The organism is Methylobacter arcticus, from assembly GCF_050917435.1.
In the GTDB taxonomy this organism is placed as follows: Bacteria; Pseudomonadota; Gammaproteobacteria; order Methylococcales; family Methylomonadaceae; genus Methylobacter_A; species Methylobacter_A titanis.
The window spans coordinates 2,087,710-2,109,220 of record NZ_CP159583.1; the positions used below are offsets into that span (position 1 = coordinate 2,087,710).

General features: G+C 46.7%; 16 protein-coding genes. 8 read left to right on the plus strand and 8 right to left on the minus strand.

Annotation, left to right across the window (positions count from 1 at the left end):
* Positions 1–53: 53 nt before the first annotated feature.
* The 8 genes from ABXJ76_RS10010 to ABXJ76_RS10045 all read right to left on the minus strand — a co-directional run bounded on the left by ABXJ76_RS10010 (position 54) and on the right by ABXJ76_RS10045 (position 11,196).
* A complete protein-coding gene (locus tag ABXJ76_RS10010) occupies positions 54–773 on the minus strand; it encodes a dienelactone hydrolase family protein (protein WP_432740305.1) in 720 nt (239 codons plus the stop codon).
* Positions 774–777: 4 nt separating this feature from the next.
* Positions 778–1,272 carry a low molecular weight protein-tyrosine-phosphatase gene (locus ABXJ76_RS10015; RefSeq protein ID WP_432740306.1) on the minus strand — a complete coding sequence of 165 codons (495 nt, stop codon included), beginning with the start codon at positions 1,270–1,272 and terminating at the stop codon, positions 778–780.
* A 98-nt stretch (positions 1,273–1,370) separates the two neighbouring features.
* A complete protein-coding gene (locus ABXJ76_RS10020) occupies positions 1,371–1,730 on the minus strand; it encodes a hypothetical protein (protein ID WP_432740307.1) in 360 nt (119 codons plus the stop codon).
* 20 nt (positions 1,731–1,750) lie between these two features.
* Entirely contained in the window at positions 1,751–2,329 is a 579-nt protein-coding gene (locus ABXJ76_RS10025; RefSeq protein WP_432740308.1) for an HdeD family acid-resistance protein, read from the minus strand.
* 67 nt (positions 2,330–2,396) lie between these two features.
* Complete coding sequence (locus tag ABXJ76_RS10030) at positions 2,397–7,364, minus strand: response regulator (protein ID WP_432740309.1); 4,968 nt, start codon at positions 7,362–7,364, stop codon at positions 2,397–2,399.
* Between the two features lie 10 nt (positions 7,365–7,374).
* On the minus strand, positions 7,375–9,678 hold the full coding sequence (locus ABXJ76_RS10035; RefSeq protein WP_432740310.1) for a TonB-dependent receptor: 2,304 nt from the start codon (positions 9,676–9,678) through the stop codon (positions 7,375–7,377).
* Positions 9,679–10,044: 366 nt separating this feature from the next.
* A complete protein-coding gene (locus ABXJ76_RS10040) occupies positions 10,045–10,713 on the minus strand; it encodes a tetratricopeptide repeat protein (RefSeq protein WP_432740311.1) in 669 nt (222 codons plus the stop codon).
* A 6-nt stretch (positions 10,714–10,719) separates the two neighbouring features.
* Positions 10,720–11,196, minus strand: a complete 477-nt coding sequence (locus ABXJ76_RS10045) for a hypothetical protein (RefSeq protein WP_432740312.1) — start codon at positions 11,194–11,196, stop codon at positions 10,720–10,722.
* 338 nt (positions 11,197–11,534) lie between these two features.
* On the opposite strand from ABXJ76_RS10045, the gene ABXJ76_RS10050 reads away from it, so the two are divergent.
* The 8 genes from ABXJ76_RS10050 to ABXJ76_RS10085 all read left to right on the plus strand — a co-directional run bounded on the left by ABXJ76_RS10050 (position 11,535) and on the right by ABXJ76_RS10085 (position 21,496).
* A complete protein-coding gene (locus ABXJ76_RS10050; protein ID WP_432740313.1) occupies positions 11,535–13,199 on the plus strand; it encodes a multicopper oxidase domain-containing protein in 1,665 nt (554 codons plus the stop codon).
* A complete protein-coding gene (locus tag ABXJ76_RS10055; RefSeq protein WP_432740314.1) occupies positions 13,196–13,858 on the plus strand; it encodes a cupredoxin domain-containing protein in 663 nt (220 codons plus the stop codon). The genes ABXJ76_RS10050 and ABXJ76_RS10055 overlap by 4 nt, the downstream gene beginning before the upstream one ends.
* Before the next feature lie 109 nt (positions 13,859–13,967).
* Complete coding sequence (locus ABXJ76_RS10060) at positions 13,968–14,948, plus strand: exo-beta-1,3-glucanase (RefSeq protein WP_432740315.1); 981 nt, start codon at positions 13,968–13,970, stop codon at positions 14,946–14,948.
* 313 nt (positions 14,949–15,261) lie between these two features.
* Positions 15,262–16,317, plus strand: coding sequence for a D-alanyl-D-alanine carboxypeptidase family protein (locus tag ABXJ76_RS10065; protein WP_432740316.1), 1,056 nt, complete (start codon positions 15,262–15,264; stop codon positions 16,315–16,317).
* 240 nt (positions 16,318–16,557) lie between these two features.
* Positions 16,558–17,412, plus strand: a complete 855-nt coding sequence (locus ABXJ76_RS10070; RefSeq protein ID WP_432740317.1) for a response regulator — start codon at positions 16,558–16,560, stop codon at positions 17,410–17,412.
* Positions 17,413–17,428: 16 nt separating this feature from the next.
* Entirely contained in the window at positions 17,429–18,241 is an 813-nt protein-coding gene (locus ABXJ76_RS10075) for an HDOD domain-containing protein (RefSeq protein WP_432740318.1), read from the plus strand.
* A 17-nt stretch (positions 18,242–18,258) separates the two neighbouring features.
* Positions 18,259–20,091, plus strand: coding sequence for an ATP-binding protein (locus ABXJ76_RS10080; RefSeq protein WP_432740319.1), 1,833 nt, complete (start codon positions 18,259–18,261; stop codon positions 20,089–20,091).
* A complete protein-coding gene (locus ABXJ76_RS10085; RefSeq protein ID WP_432740320.1) occupies positions 20,084–21,496 on the plus strand; it encodes an HD domain-containing phosphohydrolase in 1,413 nt (470 codons plus the stop codon). The genes ABXJ76_RS10080 and ABXJ76_RS10085 overlap by 8 nt, the downstream gene beginning before the upstream one ends.
* Positions 21,497–21,511: the final 15 nt, after the last annotated feature.

The following is a 21,511-nucleotide window of genomic DNA, read 5'->3' on the forward strand; positions in this document are numbered from 1 at the left end:
TATGGGATGTACTGACGAAGGAAGCGTATCGTTCGCGAGTAGTGCACTTATTATCAGCCGAATATTTCCGACAAAAAGTTCTGCATCGCTATCCACGAGCGCCGATCCGAGTCAGGCTGATAGACAGCACCAAATACCGGATCATTGGCAAGCGGATTAGTAAATCCATGCAGTGTATTGCCGTAGGTATGCAACTGCCAGTCTGTACCTGCATCGGTCATTTCCTGCTCGAAGGCCAGCACTTGCTCAGTCGGAACCAACGGGTCATCCCAACCATGTAAAGCCAAAATCTTTGCCTTAATCGCGTTATTCTGGGGGTTTTCAGGCGCAGCCAGCAAGCCATGAAAACTCACCACACCTTTAATATCAGCGCCAGCTCTAGCCAAATCAAGCGAACACAAGCCGCCAAAACAAAAACCCATCGCGGCGATTTTGCTGTCGTCAACCCAAGGCATTAATCTCACCGCCGCCAAAGCCGCTTTCATGCGCTGTTGCAACATTGCCCGATCAGCCATAAAAGGCTGCATCAGCTTCATATTTTCTTCAGGACTCGTCCCTAAAACACCCTTGCCGTACATATCAACCGCAAAACCGACATAACCTAAAGCGGCCAATTTTTTAGCTTTCTCGGCAACAAAATCATCCCGCCCCGCCCAGGTATGATTAATTAAAACCGCCGGTCTGCGGCCTGAAATTTCATCATCAAAGGCAAAAAAAGCTTCCAGTACGACATCGCCATCCAGATAAATGACGGTATTCGATATTATTGCCATGACATTACCCCGTTGATTTAATCCGACCCGATTCCTGCAAGGTTTTTAAAAAACCGGCAGAGGCCTGTTCAATCATATCCAGCACCCGCTCAAAACCGTATTGGCCGCCATAATAAGGATCCGGCACCTGGCGTTCATTGAGCTGCGGCGCGTAATCAAGAAAGTAGCTAACTTTGGTTTTGTATTGCTCAGGACAGGCATTGATCAGTATTGAATAATTTTCATCATCCATCGCCAGCACAAAATCGAAATCCTCAAAATCCCCATTAATGACTTGTCTGCCACGCAAACCGGATAAATCAATACCCCGTTCGAGGGCGGCCGCTTGGGAGCGTAAATCAGGCTCTTTGCCGACATGGTAAGCATGAGTACCTGCCGAATCGATAGCGAAATACGCTTCCAAATCATGATCCTTGACCAGTTTGGTAAACACGCCTTCCGCCGTAGGCGACCGGCAGATATTGCCCAGACACACAAAAAGAACCTTTATTTTTTCCATATTGAATAAGACCGATGAGTTAATCATAATGGCGCACATTGTAACGCCTGAACAGGAAAATGGGCAGATAGGTGGAGACAATCTTATGCGGTCGCCCCTTAGGCTTTATTGTCATTACTCACAGTCATCAACGCTACAGCCAATAAAATAATAATCAGCGCCGGCCAAACATAAGGTGCCATCATAAAAATACCTATCAATACAACAAACATCACGCCCAGGAACATCAACACACCGACACCCAAAAACAGCAATACCATCAGCACGCCGGTGACCATCATGATCAACAAAAATGTCGGTACGGCGGCAAAGCGAATCAGCGGTTCTGCGACCGGTTCGCCGTTGATCATAACGCTAAATTGGCCGACGCCGGGATAAAACACATAGCTCAGAACAGCGATAATTACGCCGACCATCAACACGTTTACGATCAGATTTTTAGGGTGTTTTTGTGGCATAAATCATTCCTTGAAAAAACCTATCGCGCTTTATGGTGCAAGCTTATTTTAACCAGCGACCAACCCAGAAAAACCATATTAATGCCCAAAAACAAGCCCAGCAGCCACTGCGCCGATTCAGACCAACTGATCCAGATAATCAGCGCAAAAACCAAAGCCGTAATACCGCTAAACAGAATAAAACCCCAGTTAGCTAAGGGCCGCATCATCAATGCCACGGAAATTTTGGCCATGCCTTCCAGCGCAAAAAACAGCGTTATCAACATCGTCAACGTCAACGCACCGGTAACCGGCTTGGCGATAAACAAAAAGCCGACGATAGCCTGCAAAATGCCCATGAATAACCACCAGCCAAAGCCGGGCATATGTTGAAAAACAAAAGCGCGGCTAACATGAACTATTCCGCCGAACAGCAAAATCCAGCCTAAAAATACGACTATCGCCACCGTAAAAAACTGCGGCACTACTATCGCGCAAAGCCCAAGAATAATGAAGAAAACACCTTCCGCCAAAAACAGCCGCCAATGTAATTGCAAATAAGCCAGCATTTGCTGCTGCATATGCTGTAGCTCAATAGTCATGTCGTCAATTTTTCTCATGGTTTTTCTCCTGATCTAGTTGAAATAGTTATATCCGATTTGCTTGGCTACATTGATAGACGCGACTTTACTGGTCATGAGTAGAACCAAAGAGGTGATAACGGTTCTTGCCCATTTTCTTGGCGGCATACATAGCTTGGTCGGCATAACGTAATAGTGCGTCCGGGTCGCTATCGTCGCCGGGATAAATACTGACCCCGATGCTGGCACCGATGGAAATCGACTGCTCCTGAAAAACAACAGGCTGCGCGATAGTTTCATGAATTCGTTTCAGGGTGACTATACATTCTTCCTCGTGATTCAATTCAGGTAGCAGAACGACAAACTCATCGCCACCCAGGCGGGCGACGGTGTCACCTTCACGGAGAGTGCTGCCAATGCGCCGGGCAATTTCAATCAACACATGGTCACCGGCTTGATGCCCGAACGTATCGTTAATGGGCTTGAAACCATCAAGATCCAGATAACAAACGGCCAACGTTTTTTGCTCGCGTTTGGTCTGGGCGATTGCCTGTTTCATCCGATCTGCCAGCAGCATCCGGTTGGGAATGCCGGTCAAAGCATCATAATGGGCAATGCGCTTCAGTTCTTTTTTGTGTTGCTTGATCAACATATGGTTGTGTACCCGCAGTAAGGTAATGACTGGACTTATAGGCTTACTGATGTAATCCACCGCACCCAATTGCAGGCCATGGATTTCGGATTCCTGGTCAAATGCGGCAGTCACAAAAATCACCGGAATACTGAGGGTAAGCGGATTTTCTTGCAATCTTTGGCAGACTTCGTAACCATCCATCTCCGGCATTCTGACATCCAGCAGAACCAGATCAAGATCACGTGAACGCTTTGCTATATCCAATGCTCTCTGACCATTGCCCGCCACTTTAACTTGATAGTCCTGATTGAGCAGTAAAGCCAGTACTTCCAGATTAACGCGCGTATCATCGACAACCAGGATGGTGGGACGATGGTCTTGATTAGATGTTTCAGTTTCTTCATTTAAGAAGCCTCTGAGTGCGTTCAGGATAGCTTTGGCCTTAGGATAATCGGTGTCAATAATGCATTGAGCCAGACGACTGTATTCTGCCTGTTGATCATCCGGGGAAAACCTGTTGAGCTGAGTCAGCAATTCGTCGTTGATAAAGCCGTCGTTGGCAAGCAGAACGTCCAATTCGGCGATGAGTTGCCGATGAGTCGGCGCATCTCCTGGCAAAGGCGCTACCCATAATGCTTGAACAGGGCTCTGAACCAGATTGGACTCAGCATCGCTGTTTTGCAAAGCGGGAAGCGTAGCAACACGTTGAGCATCGACTGGCTTGACCCAGCGTGCCAATATTTGAAAAAACTGATCCCAGTCAACCGGTTTGCTAATATGATCGTTCATACCACTGGCAAGACATCGTTCTTGATCTTGATCCATCACGTTGCCGGTCATGGCGATGATCGGCAGATCAGTAAAGCGCGGATCGGCACGAATGATACGGCTGGCTTCAAAGCCGTCCATCATCGGCATCTGGCAGTCCATTAGCACAGCTGCGTAGTCGTTTCTGCCAATCATCGCAATGGCTTCGGCGCCATTGCTGGCGAGATCGACCCGAATGCCTTCATAAGCCAGTATATCGGGTATCATTTCACTGATAGTGACATCATCCTCGACGAACAGCACATACGCATTTTTCAGTGTCGGATACTTGTCTGGCGCGCTAGCCTGTAAAGGTAATGGACCGGACTTGCTCTCGATCTGCACACCCAGGGTGACAGTAAAATAAAAGGTGCTGCCAAGCCCCAAACGACTGTCGACGTTAATAGTGCCGCCCATGGCTTCGACTAAATTCTTGCTGATACTCAGCCCCAGTCCGGTACCGCCGTATTGGCGAGCGGTCGAGTCATAGGCTTGATTGAAAGCGCTGAACAGATTGCTTTGTTGCTCTTCACTCAAGCCGATGCCGGTATCGATGACACTAAAGCGCAAACTGACCTCTTGAGCATCAGAAGCTTGCAACTGCACGTGTAGCGACACACTCCCCTGCTCGGTAAACTTGATGGCATTGCCCAGCAGATTGAGCAATATCTGCCCCAGCCGTAGCGGATCGCCGATCAAAGTGGACGGCACATTTGGATCGAGCTCAAAATTCAGTGTCAAAGACTTGTCTGCCAGCATCGGCGAGGTGACATCAGCCAGATACTGCATAACCGTGTCAAAACTGAATTCGGTGCGTTCCAGCTTAAGTTTACCGGCTTCAAGCTTGGAAAAGTCCAAGATATCGTTAAGGATGCCCAGCAACCATTTAGACGAGGTATTGATTTTATTCAAATAGTTGCGCTGATTAGCCGTTAAGTCGGTTTGCAAGGTTACATAGATCATGCCCATGATAGCGTTCATCGGCGTACGAATTTCATGGCTCATGTTGGCCAAAAATGCGCTTTTGATTTCCACCGCAGCCAGCGCCTGCTGGGTCATGCTTTGCAGTTCTTCGGTACGTTGGGCAACCTGATTTTCAAGACGGGCCTGAATCAGACGAAGTTGGCGGATACGCAAAAAATAAACCACGATCAACAGACCTAATACCGTGCCGATCACAATGGCGCGAAACCACAAGGTTTGCCAATACGGCGGAATAATCGTAATGGGCAGACTGACCCCCGTTTCATTCCAGATTCCATTGTTATTGCTGGCTTTGACGCGAAATAGATAGCGCCCTGGATCCAGATTGGTGTAGGTCGCCATGCGCTTGCTGCTATCGGTTACCACCCAATCCCGGTCAAAACCTTCCAGCTGGTAAGCATACTGATTACGCTGAGGGTCGGCAAAATGTAGCGCGGAAAAATGCAGGGAAAATACCGAGGCATACCACGATAACCTTAATGCCCTAGGTTCGGTGATACTGCCTTCCAGCTTAACTGCATCAGCCTCAAAGCCATCAGCCAGCGAACGGTTAAAAACGCGGATATCGGTTATGGCTACAGGCGGCGCAATTTGATTGCTCTGAATATGTTCGGGACTAACAATGATCAGGCCATTAATATTATTAAAATACAGCGATCCGTCAGCGTCGATTAAGGTGGTTTGATTGTCCCTGTCCGTAGGATAATAGCCTTCGGCAAGATGATATGCGCTAAATTGTTGTGTTATCGGATCAAACTGCTCCAGTTTTCCTGGGGAATTGAACCAAATCTTTCCTGCTCTATCGATATTGATAGCTTTTATATTTTCTACGTCCAGAGCAGTGGAATTGTGGTAATGACGAAAACTGATGCTGCCGTCTGCCGCCACCAGTGCCTGGTTAAGGCCGCTAGCTGTCGCCAGCCATACCGAGCCCTGCGAGTCTTCTTTTATATCGGCTATAGAATTACTGCTTAAACTAGCCGGGTCATCGGGATTGAACCGGTAATAGTGGAATTTACCGGTGGCCGGATCAAGTACGCCTAGTCCGCCACCTGATATTGTGCCACCGCTCACCCATATTTTATTGCTCCGATCAAGCACAATAATACTGACGGAATTGTTAGCAAGGCTGTGCGGGTCAAGCGGATCATACTGGAACTTTCTCAGGACACCTGCTTTCTGATCATATTCAATCAAGCCGCAACCGGTACCTAACCATAGGGTGCGGTCACCGCCCGGGACAATGGTATTAATGTAGTTACAAGCCGCATCACCCAGAGATATTGTCTGAAAATGCGACTGTCGAGAGTCATAACGCAATAAACCGTTGTTGGTACCTATCCACAGCGGCCCTTTAGGCTGTTGGTATAAGCTGTAAATCATGTGCTTGAGCCATTTATCTTTTTGATGATGGGTATCCAGGTTGTTAACAATCCGCCGAGTTTTGAGGTCGACAAGCAGCAATGAAATATGATTGCCTAGCCATAATTGACCTGATTCAGCAGGCGCCAACGTTTGCACATTGTTCTCTGTATTTTCGTTTCCACCTTGCAAGGCGCTGGGTATCAGGTGCTCGAACCCCCTCAGGAACAAATCGACACGGCTGATTCCCTTTGACGTGCCGATAACCAATGCCCCGGAGCGATCTATTAACAATGATAAAACGTGATTGCTGGCAAGACTGTAGGGGTCGTTATCTTGATGCTGATAGTGAGCAAATTGTTGCAAGGTCTCATCCCAACGCAATAAGCCGACAGTAGTCGCTGCCCATATAACGCCCGAGCTGTCTTCGACAAACTGGTGAACCCTAAAATTTCCCGAAATTCCAGGTGTCGGCAACGGTTTTTTCTGTATCCACGGCTGACCCGGTTTCCAAACAAAAACGTCAGCCTCAGATCCGAGCCACAAGCGATGTCGGCTATCCACCAGCAAAGTCCTGATATTTTTGCTTTGAGGAGTCTTGTCAGGGGTGTTGATGTGATAATGCTGAAATTGGGTACTGCCCTCCGGCAAATAATCGATGCCTTCCGGCCAGGTCGCAAGCCATAAACCCCCTTGCCGATCAAGCGCCAGGTTATCGACATTATCGTTAGCCAGACTATCGGCCTGCGCCGGATCATGTCGATAAATACGAAACTTCTCCGTATCGGGATCGAAATGCTGCAGGCCCTGCCGCGTCGCTATCCATAGGCCGCTTTTGCCATCGGCAACGATTTGGCGAATTTGCCGGTTTTGTTGGGCATCGCCCTGTTCAGGGGAAGGCCAGTAAGCCTTAAAGCTATTGGTTTTGGCTTCAAAAAGCGCCAGGCCGACATTGGTGCCAATCCATAAGCGCTTTTGCTGATCCTCAAACACCGTGTTCACAATATCATCAGGCAAACTGCCTGGCAGGTTGGACTGATGGTGAAAATGCCGGGATTGATAACCGTCGTAACGGGACAGACCCTCGTTGGTAGCCAGCCAGATAAATCCCTGATGATCCTGAATCATATCGAATACTGGACTAAGGCCTTCAATATTGAGATTAACAAAAGTCAACGCAGGCGCGGCATAAGCGCGTGGAATCACTAATGCCAAGCCAACAAACAGCACAAAGAATAATTGACCGGTTATTTTGAGCGTTCTTAGCACCCGCGTTACAAAGGGCATCATAAATAACTTAAAAATCAGTAGACAGCATAACGCTAAAGCTGCGTGGCGCACCGACATAGTAATTCGGCGCCCTGCCATCCGTGCCCAAGGCCCGAGGGGTAAAGCCGCTGCCGCTGCCGGCATTAAGATTGAGGTAGTCCTGATTGAGCAGGTTGTATACGTTGAGGCGTACGCTCGGATCCTTGAACCAGCCGGTCGAAGGCAGGCGATAGCCGGCGTCAAAACTGACCAGCGTATAGCCGTTGATCGACTCATCATTGACCAGTGTCGCATAGCGCTGGCCGGTATATTTGGCCGACAAATTGGCCGACCACGGCCCATCCTGATATTGCAATGCCGCACCCGACATCCAGTTGGGCACGTCGGGAAACGCCTTGCCGGCAGTCGCTTCAACGGTATTGGCAGCAGTTTGCAGATTTTGTCCGATGCGGCTGTCGGTATAGGTCAAAGAAGCATACACGCTCCAGCTCGGCAAAAAACGGTAAGCGGATTCCAATTCGACGCCTTTGGTGATGGAATCGCCGACATTGTAATTAGTGCTGATATTGTTGGCGGGATCAAAGGCCGAGGCAATGCGATGGCGGTAATCGATATAAAACACGGTGCCGGAAAATAACAGATCTTTGCCTGTATAGCGATAGCCTAAGTCCCAATTGGTTGATACTTCCTCAGCAACATTCACCGGTTTTAGCCTGCTGCCGTTTATCAAGCCATAAAACACCGAGTCGGGCGGTGCCTTAAAGTTTTCGGCGCGGCTGACAAACACTTGTTGGGCCTCGGTGAACTGGTAACGAATACCGACGCTGGGCAGCGGTCTGGCGTAGGTTGCCTTGATGTTGTAATCGGTACCGCCGCCTTCACTGGCGAAATTGGTGAAATCACGCTGAATTTGAGTGTAGCGCAGTCCCAGCGACAGCATGAGCTTGTCGTCCAGAAAGCTGATGTCATCCTGGCCGAAAAACGATTGCGAGGTGTTGAGCGTCAGAAAGTCGCGGCCCTGATAAGGCGTGCCATTCTGGCGTAACAGGAAGACTGAGGCGTTATCCAGCCACGGATCGGCGCTATTGCCTGCATTGTCGAATGGCACTGCCGGTTGCGAACGACGGTGGTGCGCATACTCGAACCAGTAACCGACCATTAAGTGATGATTAGCTATTTGACTGCGCAAGCGCGTGGTGACACCGGGGCGCTGGGTTTCTGTCAGCCCGGCACTGTAGACCATCACTGTGTCGAGTGTGTCGCCATCCTGGTTGATGTCGCGGATGCCGCCGCCAAGTTTATTGGCAGCGTTGCTTTCTGCCAGCGTTCTAAGTTGATTGCCGCCGGTGCCGTAACCGTAGCTGTAATAAGGATCAACATCCCAGTGCAGGTTTGGCAGCAATTGGAAACGGCCTTTCAGCGTGGCTAAGTAATTGCGGTAGGGATTAAGGTTAAGATTGTAATACAGATCGGAAGGCGCTTTTTCGACTTGTGCGCTGCCATTAACCCCGGCCAGATGTTGCGGGGGAACCCCGCCAAAATCGGCATCGCGGCCCAAGGTTTGAATTTCTTGACGGGTCAAGGTGCGCAGGTTGTTATTGAGCATTTCGTTATACAGCAAGCCGCCGGTAATGCTGCTGCCGGGTGCCAGGTTGAATACCCCTTTAAAATCCAGATGTTCGCGGTCGGCACCGCCATAGCCTTTCCACTTTTCGGCCTCGGCTTTGGATACAGAAATAAAAGCCTTAAAACGATTGTCGCCCAGATAGCCGCTATCGGCACGCAGAAAGGTCTTGTAGGCATTATAGGCGCCGTAACTTTGTTGCACCCGGAAGCGTGAATGATCGGTGGGACTGGATGTGGTCATTCCTATTGAGCCGCCGGTAGCGCCAACCATAGGGGCATCCATTGTACTTGAACCCTGGGTGACGGAAATTTCCTCCAGATTTTCAAGATCGACCAGTTCGGACGGATAGACGGCAAAGTTACCGGCATCGTTGATGGGCACACCGTCAATACTAACGCCAATTTGATCGCTGTTAAAACCGCGCATCCGTAAACCGCCGCCAAATAAACCGGTGGCATCGTAGCTATAGGTGTTGACTCCCGGCAGCATATCCATGGCCTGATAGGCATTATTCAGGGTATTTTTCTGTTCAATGGCAGCCTGCGAGATTACACTGCGAGCTTGCGGCAGATCTTGCGGAGTCATCAGGCCATTACCGGGAGGCGAAACATCTTCGACGACCATAGGTTCCAGCGTTATGCTGCTATCCGCCTGCGCCGTCATCCCAGTCAAAGCGGTTACTATAAAAACAATTTTTTTAACCACTTTTGAAACACCTTTCCTTAGTGAATAAGTTCAGCTTCAAAAGCTTCAAAAGCTTCAAAAAAAAAGTATCGTATCAGTACCACATAAGAAGCGCTATTCATTTACACTTTGATAAAAAACTTAGTAATTTCTCTACGAAAAATGGGTCTGCCAAATAGGGATGCGCTAATACCAACCCTACTCTCCACTGTCATTAAGTTAAGTGCTTGGCGTTACGTGGGCGCGAATAAATTCGCGCCCACAATGTTCAGTCATCACTTTCTTTTCAGCCTAACTTAATGGCCGTGACCCTACTCTTTCAAAAGAAAACTTTTCTTTGTGTAAAAAACTGCTCATTGCAAGCAATAAGGAAACATCCCGTTGGGATTAAAAATTATCTGCTTTTGCCCGCGCTGCCTTTGCTCCGGAAAAATCCTGTTGCATTTCTCGGGCATGCGCTATCAATAACCAGCAGTGTTTTTTCAAGGTAGTATCGGTAGCCGCTAATAACGCGGATTTTTTTGCCAGATCTTCTGCCAAATTAGGCTTTGATTGTTTTAGCCTTAATAAGGCCAATTTATAAAACAAAGTCGCATTTCTTGGCTCGATTCTGATAGCTCTTTCTATGGAGGTAGCCGCCGAATCAAGATCGCCGGCATTGCTGTTTTGATTGGCTGCTGAAACTAAAGCCGTTACTACCGGCGACAACCGAACTGTGGCCTCTATGGGTTGAAACGGCGTTAGTTCGGAAGGAGGCGGTGGCGTCGGCGCTGAGGGTTCCAGTGCGTCTAAAGTAACAGGGTCTGAAGGTGGCGGTTCTGAAGGGGAAAAGGGTTCGGGCTTTACATCCGAAAAGTCTTTAATCGGCTGCGTTTTAACCGTTTCTTTAGCTGCAGCGCTAGGCGGCTTGGTTTGTTTTTGTGTACTGCCTGAGGGCTTTTGAATCTTCGGTTGACCGCCATACACGGGAGCCGGTGGCTGAGAACCATAAAGTCCAGCGCAACCGGCAAGAAAAGAGGGCAATGTGCAAATGATAACGATGCGTTTAAGTAACATTATTTATTAAAATAATTCTATATTATCGGACTGATCTTCTTCTTGATGGGTGTTTTTTATCGACAGCGCTTCATCTATAGACTTGCCTTGTACAATGGCGTCAAACATCAGTTTTTCTGATTCCATCGTGTAGCGGGAACGGATTTCATGCTGAAATTGTCGCCATTCAGTTGGATTATAAAGACGCTTGGGACTTTCCACCAGTTCGGATAATCCTTTTAGATTTGAAGTGACATGCTGCAAACATTGCTGCATCCGATCATAAAACTGGAACGCAACTATGGAAGCCTGAATTTTGTCGGTTGTTTCCGAGCAGCACACCAATGCCTCATCTCTTATGTCACAAGAATTCAGCGCGAGCAGATGTTTATTAATGGCCTGCATATGTTCAACGATAGAGGTAAATGACTCGGTCAGCGTATTGACCGATAAATCAGCTTCAGTCATCATATCTTCTACTTGAATAGCCGATAAGATGAGCATTTTTGATGTTTCTCTTACCTGGGTCCAATCAAGATCAGGGTTGTACGAGTTCGAGTTCGAGCGTGAATAAGACATGCATGAATACCAGTAAAGATTTGTACAAATTAAACACTAAAAAGGTGAATCGTTCTTTCAAGAACGGTTCACCTCGTGAACATAAAACCTGATCAAATTATAGCAAGTATAATGCGCGGCGGTGCTATTTAAAATAACCCTGAACTTCCATAACAGGTAACTTCAGCCTATTATCGCCATTTTTCGCATTTAAAAATGCGCCTAGGTTTTAACTTGGCAGCCATTTACAATAGCTCTATTTTGTAGAAATTTTCTGTCGTTATATGCCCAAAAGATCCCTCCTCCTTTTAGCAATACTATTTATCCCTGCATTAATTGCTGTTGCCGTTTATTTTGTACCGACCTCGTTGCAAAAAGCCGACATTACACCGCCTGCGACCGTTTTTAACCGCTCGGGAGAAACCGTTGCCGTAGAAAAGCCTTGCTCTAATGAGCATCCCGAATGGCGGCAAGCGCAGGTCATCGATGGCGTAAGCATCAATGAAGCGCTGTCATGCGAGCCTGATAACCCCTACGACATTGCCGTTGCGGTCAAAGGCGCCAACAATGTATCGATGAACACCTTGATGCAATCGCATTTGTCCCGGGATGCGCTGACCCTGACTGACGACCTCGATGGCGATGGCGATCCCGACATCATCCGCATCAAACTAGAAGTCGTGGAACTTAACGGCGCGAGTCCTGATGGCGAATTTCTGATCAATACTTACGATATTGCCCCCGGCATTCAGCCGGGGCTTTGGGTTTTTGCGCCCAAATCCAGCGGCATGGCCGTTAAAAATTTCAACTCGCTGGTCGCTAATCCGTTGTTGCGCGCACCATCGCCGGTGATTCGGGTTGAACAAGGTGACAAGGTTTACATCACCCTGGAAAACACCCATTATTTACCGCATACCATTCATCTTCATGGTGTTGATCATCCTTGGGAAACCGCTGCCGGTGACGATAATGACGGCATGGAAGAGCACCCGGTGTTCCCCGGCAAAAGCCATACTTATGAAATCCAACCCCGGCATGCCGGAACTATGCTCTATCATTGTCATGTGCAAACCGCCCAGCACACCATGATGGGCTTGAGCGGTATGTTTATCGTCGAAGAAAATCGGCCCAATAACTGGGTACAGACCTTTAATATCGGCGCAGGGCAAGTCCGTCACCCAGCCGTTGCGGTGAAGCAATCCTACCATCAGGAATATGACTTGCATTATCAGTCTGTCGATAAAAAACTGGCGCAGATCATCCAGAATGCCAATGATCCACGACTGATCGCACAGCGGATGAACCGCGAGTACAACATGACCGAATCGTTTGAAAACTATTTTCTGCTGAACGGCCATTCTTTCCCTTACACGCTGAGGGATGCGGTGATCGTCGCTAATGACAATGAAGACATAAAGCTGCATGTCGCCAACGCCCAACGCTCTTTGGTAGCGCTGCATATTCACGGGCACAAAGCGACTATTACCGCTTTCGACGGCGTTGATCAACCGTCCGGATCGCAGATAACGCGGGATGTATTCGACATCGCACCGGCACAACGACTTGATCTGCGTCTGCGCACCCAGAACAACGGCTTGGACAGTTACGGCCCCGGCTTATGGATGTTTCATGACCACGTTCCCACCGGCACCACCACCGATGGCATGGAACCGGGCGGCAACATGGCCATCCTGGCCTACAAGCCGCTGATTGATGAACAGGGCATGCCGAAAATGCATGATGCCTTCCTCGATCAGGTATTTAACAAAGATTACTACGCCAAAAAACAGGCGGTCTGGGGTGAGGGTGATTTTGCGCCGTTACTCGGCGAAGCCGGATTGATTGCGCCCGATTACATTCGCATTATCGTGTTCGGCATAGCGATAGGCATGGCCATAGGACTGTTTATCTTTGTGGTGCTGATTTACAAACGGAAACAAAAACAATGAAAGGTTTAATCACACTGTTAATCATGCTGGGCTTGCACAGCCACGCGGCAATGGCGGACGAAACCATGGACATGATGCATCATGGCGGTATGATCATGAATGAGAAAGGCATGATCATGAACGCCAACAGCGACAATCTGCCCAAGGACTGCCCGAAAGTTTCCGGCGACGTCAATATCACCATCCATGCCGGTCAGAAACACGCACTGAAATTTCCCGGTAAAATGTTTGCCTTCGACAATCAGGAATGGGATGTTGCGCCCTGCTCCCGGATTAACATCACCTTTATCAATGACGACCAGATTCGCCACCAATTGATGATTCACGGTCTACCGGGCTATTTATACCCGCAAGGCATGTTTCATCTGGAACTTTACGGCCCCGGCGAATTGAAGGCCTCGCTGATCGTACCCAGCCAGAAAAAAACCTACCTCGTGCACTGCGAACTGGCGCAACACATGGAAAAAGGCATGAAAGCGCAATTAAAAGTCGATGGTGGCGATGGCGATTTGCCCAGCATTCCCGGCATCAGCAAGCCTATCAAAGCCGATATTTATCCGGTAGATTGGAATCAAACCGCCTGGGCGGTGCTGATTGCCTGTGTATCGATAGGCTGCGTAATCCCATTTTTTACCATAAAAAATAAATGGTTGAAATGATCATAACGGCAGCAGCGCGTGATCTTCGCGGTGTTTTTTGCTTAGATAATAATGTCATTATTAAGCTAACGCTTAACCCGACCCACATAATTCTATTATAGGGAGCTTTATGAAACAGTTACTGTCATGCATTATAATTTTCATCATGCTGGCTGTATGCCAGAACGTATCGGCACGCGAAAAAACCGCTAAAACCACTAAAGGCGGCGCATTGCAATGCGCCGCCTTTAGTCCCTATGTCGGCAAGCTTAATCCCGATTATGGTGCTCACCCATCCAAGGAGTTAATCGATCAGCTGCTGGATAAATTGATTAAGGAGACCCCTTTTCGCTGCATCATGACTTACGGTGTTATGAATGGACTGGAATACACTTTTGCCGCCGCCGAAGCCCGAAAACTTAAAGTCATTGCGATCATCTGGCTGGATGACGACATCGCAGTCAATTCACGGTCCATAGCCAGCGGTATTGAGGTGGCAAAAGCCTTTCCCAAAACCATCATAAAATTAAGCTGCGGTTCCGAAGTCAGAACCCGTCACGGTTATGCCCTTGATGGTGAAATCACCCGTTGCATAGACAGCCTGCGCAAAGCAGGCGTATCCCAGCCTATTACGACCATTGATATTTGGTGGGAATGGTGTAATCGCACTACGCCTTGTCATCAAACCAACTTTGGTGCGCAAGTCGATTGGATAGGCATCAACGTTTTTCCCTGGTGGGAAAATAAATATTCCGGTGTTTTTCCCTGTATTCCGGCAAAAAAAGCAGCTGATTTTCATATTGCCCGAATCGAGGACATACGCCGGACTTATCCCGGCAAAGCGGTAACGCTAACTGAATTCGGCTGGCCGAATGGTCCTGAAGGCGGCACTGAAATCAATAAACTGACTCAGCAACAGTGCGGTGTTGCAGGCATAAAAAACCAAGCACTGGTCGTTAAGTCCACTTTCAAAAAACTGGCTGAAAAAGGCTGGGACGGCGTAGTATTCGAAGCATTTTCAGAAAACTGGAAGCCTAGCGCAGAAGGTGACTTTGGCAGTTTTTGGGGAATATGCAAAGGCGAGCCGCCTTATACTTGTATAAGTTTTTAGGATTAAAAATCTATTTGTGTGGGGCGGCTTTACCGCCCCACCAATAACGCCATTTTGTCCAGGCTATTTGGTCGCCATTCCTTAAGGTGTAGAATATAGGCAGCACATTCTAAGATGACCAACATAAAATTTTTTCCAAGAAAAAATATACCTTCAAGAACCTGATCAGCAGGGGAAAAAACAGTGTCAATAAGTGTCTTTCGTGGGCAATTTTTTGGGTCGGTTCAATTTGTGGTAATCACTTACTCAAGCGAACACCCATGAAAATCGTACCCGCGCCTTTAATTATCCATTTTTTGAGAACAGTTTTTAAATGACTACAGTTAAATTAACCCTACTTATTCTAAATGTTGTATGGCTATTTGCAGTGTCGGAGGTCAGCTATGCTCGCTATGCCGCCATCATTATTGACGCAAATAACGGCGACGTTTTACATGAAGTAGACGCGACTCAGTCATGGTATCCAGCCTCTCTAACCAAACTAATGACAGTGTACATGACATTTGACGCCTTGAAAGCCGGTCAAATTCATCTGCACGACACCTTAACCGTATCCACTCATGCATCACAGCAACCCAATAGCAAATTGGGCTTAAGACGCGGCGAACATTTGACCGTCGAAGACGCCATTTTAGCCACAATTACCCGTTCCGCAAATGACGCGGCAGTTGTTCTTGCCGAATATCTAGACGACACGGAAGACCATTTTTCCGTTAACATGACGGCAAAAGCACATTCATTGGGCATGTACAACACCCAGTTCAAGAACGCAACCGGCCTTCCCAATAACTGGCAAGTAACCACATCCAGAGATATGGCCATTCTGGCATGGAAAGCTCAGCGCAATTTCCCCGAGTATTATCACTATTTTTCTGCGCACAACTTTAATTACAAAGGATCGGTACTACGCAGTATCAACAAGTTTACCCTCAACTATCCCGGCGCCGAAGGCATGAAAACCGGGTTCACCTGCGGCTCCGGTTTTAACCTGATCGGTGCGGCTCATCAAAACGGCAAACATCTGATCGGTGTGGTTATGGGCGGCACCAGCAGCAATGAACGCTACCAGTTAATGATGCAAAAAATGGATGCGGGCTTCGCTTATCAAACTAACGACTATCCAGTGAGAAACATCATCACCATGCCGACAAAATCAGCAGGCGCCCCACCCTACCAGCTTGACTGCGGCAATGGAGCAGTTACCCATTCAAAACCGGCATCTAGTCGTGTCAAACATAATGCCAAACGCAAAAATACTAGCCGGATAAAAACCAAAATCAAGGCGAGTAATAAGAAAAAAATTACCGCAACTAAAACTAAAACTATCAGCCACAAAACGACTAAAAGCCAACATTTCCATAAACCGTAAACCGATAGCGACACAGCCAATACATCAAAGAGCCAATGAGCAGCGAGTCACTATTTTTGCGAAAGCTTTTACAGTATTTAAATCGCAAAAATTGAACAAATAGTTCTATCTATATTCTATTTTTTACGAAATAAAAAAATCATGATAAAGAATTTGAAAAGCTATTTTTATTTTTTCTGTTCTTGATCGTTATTTTCACCTTCAAATAATACCCCTGAAATGCATCTTCCCAGTCCACTTATGACAGTACCATTAAAAACCTCACGCACCCTGCTGCTGGTGGATGATGACGTTAATGTCATTAGTGCGCTTAGGCGCACGTTGCGACGCGATAGCTATACCATCCTGACCGCTAATAGCGGTAAAGAAGGTCTGGATTTGTTGGCGAAACACGAAGTGGGCGTCGTCATTTCAGATCAACGGATGCCGCATATGACAGGCGTGGAATTTTTAAGCCAAGTTAAACAACTTTATCCCAAGACCTTACGCATCATATTGTCGGGTTATACCGAACTTAAATCCGTCACCGATGCCGTTAACCAAGGTTCGATTTATAAATTTTCAACCAAACCCTGGGACGATGACTTACTTCGAGACAATATTCGCGAGGCATTTCAGTACTATGAAATGGAACAGGAAAATACGCGATTAAGCCGGGAACTCCAATCTGCCAATAACAAACTTTTTACGCTCAATCAGAATCTTGAGCAGAAAGTAGCCGATAAAACCCGTGAAATGATACACAGCATTAATGTGTTACAAATTTCACAGGAAATTCTTGAACATTTACCGATAGGTATTATTGGTATTGATGAACAGCATATGATTGTCGTATCCAATAGATTCACTGAAGCATTATTCGGCCAAACTCCGGGTTGTCTGCTAGGACTTATGGCAGAAGATGTTTTACCCGAGACACTGTTACGTCTATTACCCGACATCTATACTGATAACTTTGCACCGCTTGATGGCGGCATTATAACGTTGAGTGACGATGTTTCGATGCAGATATCCATCAGAAGAATCGGAAATATCAGCCTATCGAAAGGCATCATTCTGCTATTGACCCCGCTTATGCTAAGTTGCAAAAATTGAGCGCTAGGTAACAGCAATGACTCACTTAAAACATAAATTTGCGCATTTAACAGATTTACCGTCTATGCCGGTATTGCTGGTAGAAGCGTTACAGCAGATTAATGGTCAACAAGATTTAACGACGCTGATCGATAAAATAATCCTAGATCCAGCCATGACCCTACGTATTTTACGTATTGTCAATTCACCTTTCTACGGTATATCCAGGGAAATAGGATCGTTGCGCGAGGCCATTGTGTTACTCGGTTTTAATCGGGTCAGAGATGTACTGGTTAGCTTCTGTTTTTCCAATATGCTGATTGCACGGCATAAAGATTTTAATTATCGCCAACTCTGGCATCACAGCGTGGCCGTTGCCGAATGTGCAAGACAGCTTGCCTGTTTATCCGGTAACAGTACTGAGTTTGCCTTCACAGCGGGATTATTGCATGACATCGGGCGCCTAGTGATTGATAGGCTTTTTCCTGGCGAATTCAACCAAATTATTAATGAGTCGGCTACTCCGTTGATAGAAACGGAACGGCGCATATTAGGTTTTGATCATATGTCGATAGGGGGTATGGCTGCACAGCACTGGAATCTTCCAGTGGCTATTCAGCAGGCTATTGAGCAACACGAAACCCCGCCTGAAGCCGATACCGACACGTCGCTCGGATTGCTGGTCTATACCGCCAATTTGTTGATCGTCAAGGCTGAACAGTCCGATGAATTTACCTTAGCAGATCATGCCCCGCTTTGCGCCGCGCTTGCCCTGATCAATGTTTCAATCGAACAGGCGGCACAGTGTACTCAGCGTGGACAGCAGTTTGCCAACCAGATAAACCCCTAACTTAACCAGGGAAAAACATGCTATTAAATGAAAATCAACAACTGAACTGGCTTCATGATTTATACCGCTTAGGTCAATCCGACCTGCAATATAATACCCATGAAGTATTTGAGCGTATTTTGCGGCATATTCTAACCGGTTTTACAGCCGATACCGGTTCATTAGCCTTGTGTGAGGCAGATGATCATAGCCGACTAAGTCTTGTTGCCAGTATTGGTTTACCGGCTGAATATACAGGGATGGTGATCAGTCAGGGCACCGGCGTTATCAGTTGGGTGGTAACCAACAAAAAGCCGATATTGCTTACCGGCGATGTTGCGGACGACCCCTGTTTTTTTCAGCCTACCCGCCGGGAGCGCGTGCGTATTCCAGCATCGGCACTTTGTTGGCCGTTACAACTGGATAACAGGGTTATCGGTGCATTAAGCATCAGCAGCCTGAATCCCGAGACGGCCTATACCGAAAAGGATCTGGAATCCGGATGTGTGCTGGTTAATATGATCACCCTAGTCATTGACAACGCCAGACTGCATCATGAAAAACAGCAGCGTATAGTGGAATATACCGTGTTAAACCAGCAGTTACAGACAACTCGCAACCGTCTGGAGCAATCAAAAAAACGCCTTAATGACACCCTGGATTCACTGGACAGTGTCATCTGGTCAGTCACATCGAACACTTTTGAGCCTTTTTATCTTAATCAGGCTGCTGAAGATGTGTATGGTTATCCACTGGCTAATTTTTTTAACTATCCAAGCTTATGGCTGGACATTATTCACCCTGATGACCGTGAACAAGTAAAAAGCTGCTTGGAGCAATTAAAAAACCATTCGGTAAAAAAAATAACCTATCGTATTTTTAACGCAAATAAAGAATTACGCTGGATGTCTACACATATGCGTTATATCCGTGATATTCAGGATATTTCTGCCCATATTGATGGCATTACTGTCGATATTACTTCCTATAAAAATACCGAAGATTTATTAACAAAGCAGAATAAAGAAATACAGACAACCTCGAACCGGCTACAGGAGACGCAACAACAGCTAGTCCAATCAGAAAAAATGGTTTCTGTCGGTCGGTTGGCTGCCGGCGTCGCACATGAAATCAACAATCCCCTAGGCTATATCAACTCCAATCTGACCTCGTTAAAACATTATATTAATGATTTTCTGGCATTGATCGCGATGTACGAACAAACAGAAACAACGAATACCAATACCGAACAACTCGCACAGATTGAAGCATTTAAACAAAAAATAGATCTGGAGTTTATGAGGACGGATGTTCTCGATTTATTGGATGAATCTAATGAGGGCGCGACACGAGTGAAAAAAATCATTCAAGATCTTAAAGACTTTTCTCATCTGGGTGGTGATGATGACTGGGAATGGATTGATTTGCATTTAGGACTTGAAAGTACGCTCAATATCGTTAACAGTGAAATCAAATACAAAATAAGCGTTGTTAAAGAATTTAGCGACCTGCCCGAAGTAAAATGCTTGCCACACCAACTTAACCAGGTCTTCATGAATTTACTCGTCAATGCGGCACACGCGATTGAAAATGAGGGCATTATCACCTTGCGCACAGGCATAGACCATGACTGCGTCTGGGTGGAAATCAGCGATACCGGCAAAGGCATAGCTCCTGAACATCTGAGTAAGGTTTTTGATCCCTTTTTTACCACCAAGCCCGTCGGTAAAGGTACCGGCTTAGGACTTTCGGTTTCCTACACTATTATCCAAAAACATCACGGAGAAATTCAACTGACCAGCCAGTTGGGCCAGGGAACCCGATTTCGGATTGTCTTACCTATAAGCGGCGCGGTAATTGAACATGCATAAAACAACAGTGATACCGACCGAGCCGACTAAAACGACTAACGACAAAGCTGCAGCAATATTGTTTGTCGATGATGAAGATAATGTGCTCAAAGCCTTGCGCCGCTTATTTCACCATGAACACTATGTCACCTACTTTGCCTCAAGCGGCGCAGAAGGTCTGGCGGTGTTGCGACAAAACCCTGTTGACCTGATTATTTCCGATATGCGGATGCCGGAAATGAACGGTGCGGAATTTTTAGCTCAAGTTGTCATGCAATGGCCAGAGACCATCCGTATTTTACTGACCGGTAATGCCGATTTGGAATCCACGATTGCTGCCATCAACAAAGGGCGGATATATAATTATTGCAATAAACCCTGGAATGATGAAGAGCTTAAAGTACTGGTTCACGATGCGTTGGAACAAAAACGACTGCTTGAGAAGCAAGGACGCTTATCGGCTTTTATTTCTCAGCGAAATAAAGCCTTAAAAGAACTCAATCAACAACTGGAAGAAAAAGTCGATCACAGTAGCCAAAGCCTCAAAAACTCTATGCAAAACCTTGACCTGGCCAATAAGAGTCTAACAAAACACTATAACAATTTTATCAGGATATTTTCCCGTAATATCGAAATGCGCCCAGGCATTAAAAACGGACAGTCAAAATATATCGTCGAAAAAGCCTTGCTGATTACACAACAACTGGGCTTGAGTACAGAAGACAGAAAAAACATTATTTATGCTGGATTGCTGTTACAAATCGGCAAAATCAGTTTGCCGGATAACTTGCTGGCAGAGCCTTTTGACGCGATGAGTCCAGCCAACAAACTGCGCTATTGTCAACATGCGGTAGAAGGCGAAGCCTTATTAAATGAATTTTCGCAGTTAAAAACTGCCGCTATTTTAATCCGGCATCAATATGAACGCTATAACGGCTTAGGCTGTCCCGACGGACTGAGTAGACAAAAAATTCCGCTGGGCTCGCGTATTCTTACTGTTGTCAGTGACTATGTCGCCTATCTTGACGGGTCAATGACCGGTGAAGTCATGTCTGTCAAAGACGTTATCAATAAATTAATGATACGGAAAGGCAGCTATTATGATCCTGATATTATCGACGCTTTCGTTAAACTACTCAAAGAAGAACTCACTGTTGAAGTGATACCTCCTGCTGCCACCGTGATCACAAAATCATGGAAAAACAGCAGGATAGGCAATAACTTGAAAACCAATACCGAGAATTACTCCATTATTGAAATTTCTTGTTCGCAACTGAAACCCGGCATGGACATCGAATATGTCTATTTTGATAATAAGCCTTATATTAGAAATGCCATAGCCAATCAAGATATGATCGACAACATCAGCGCACTCATAGAACGATCCGACAAACATCCCATTATTAAAATTCGCCTGCCCTCTTGATAATCTGCTCCGCAG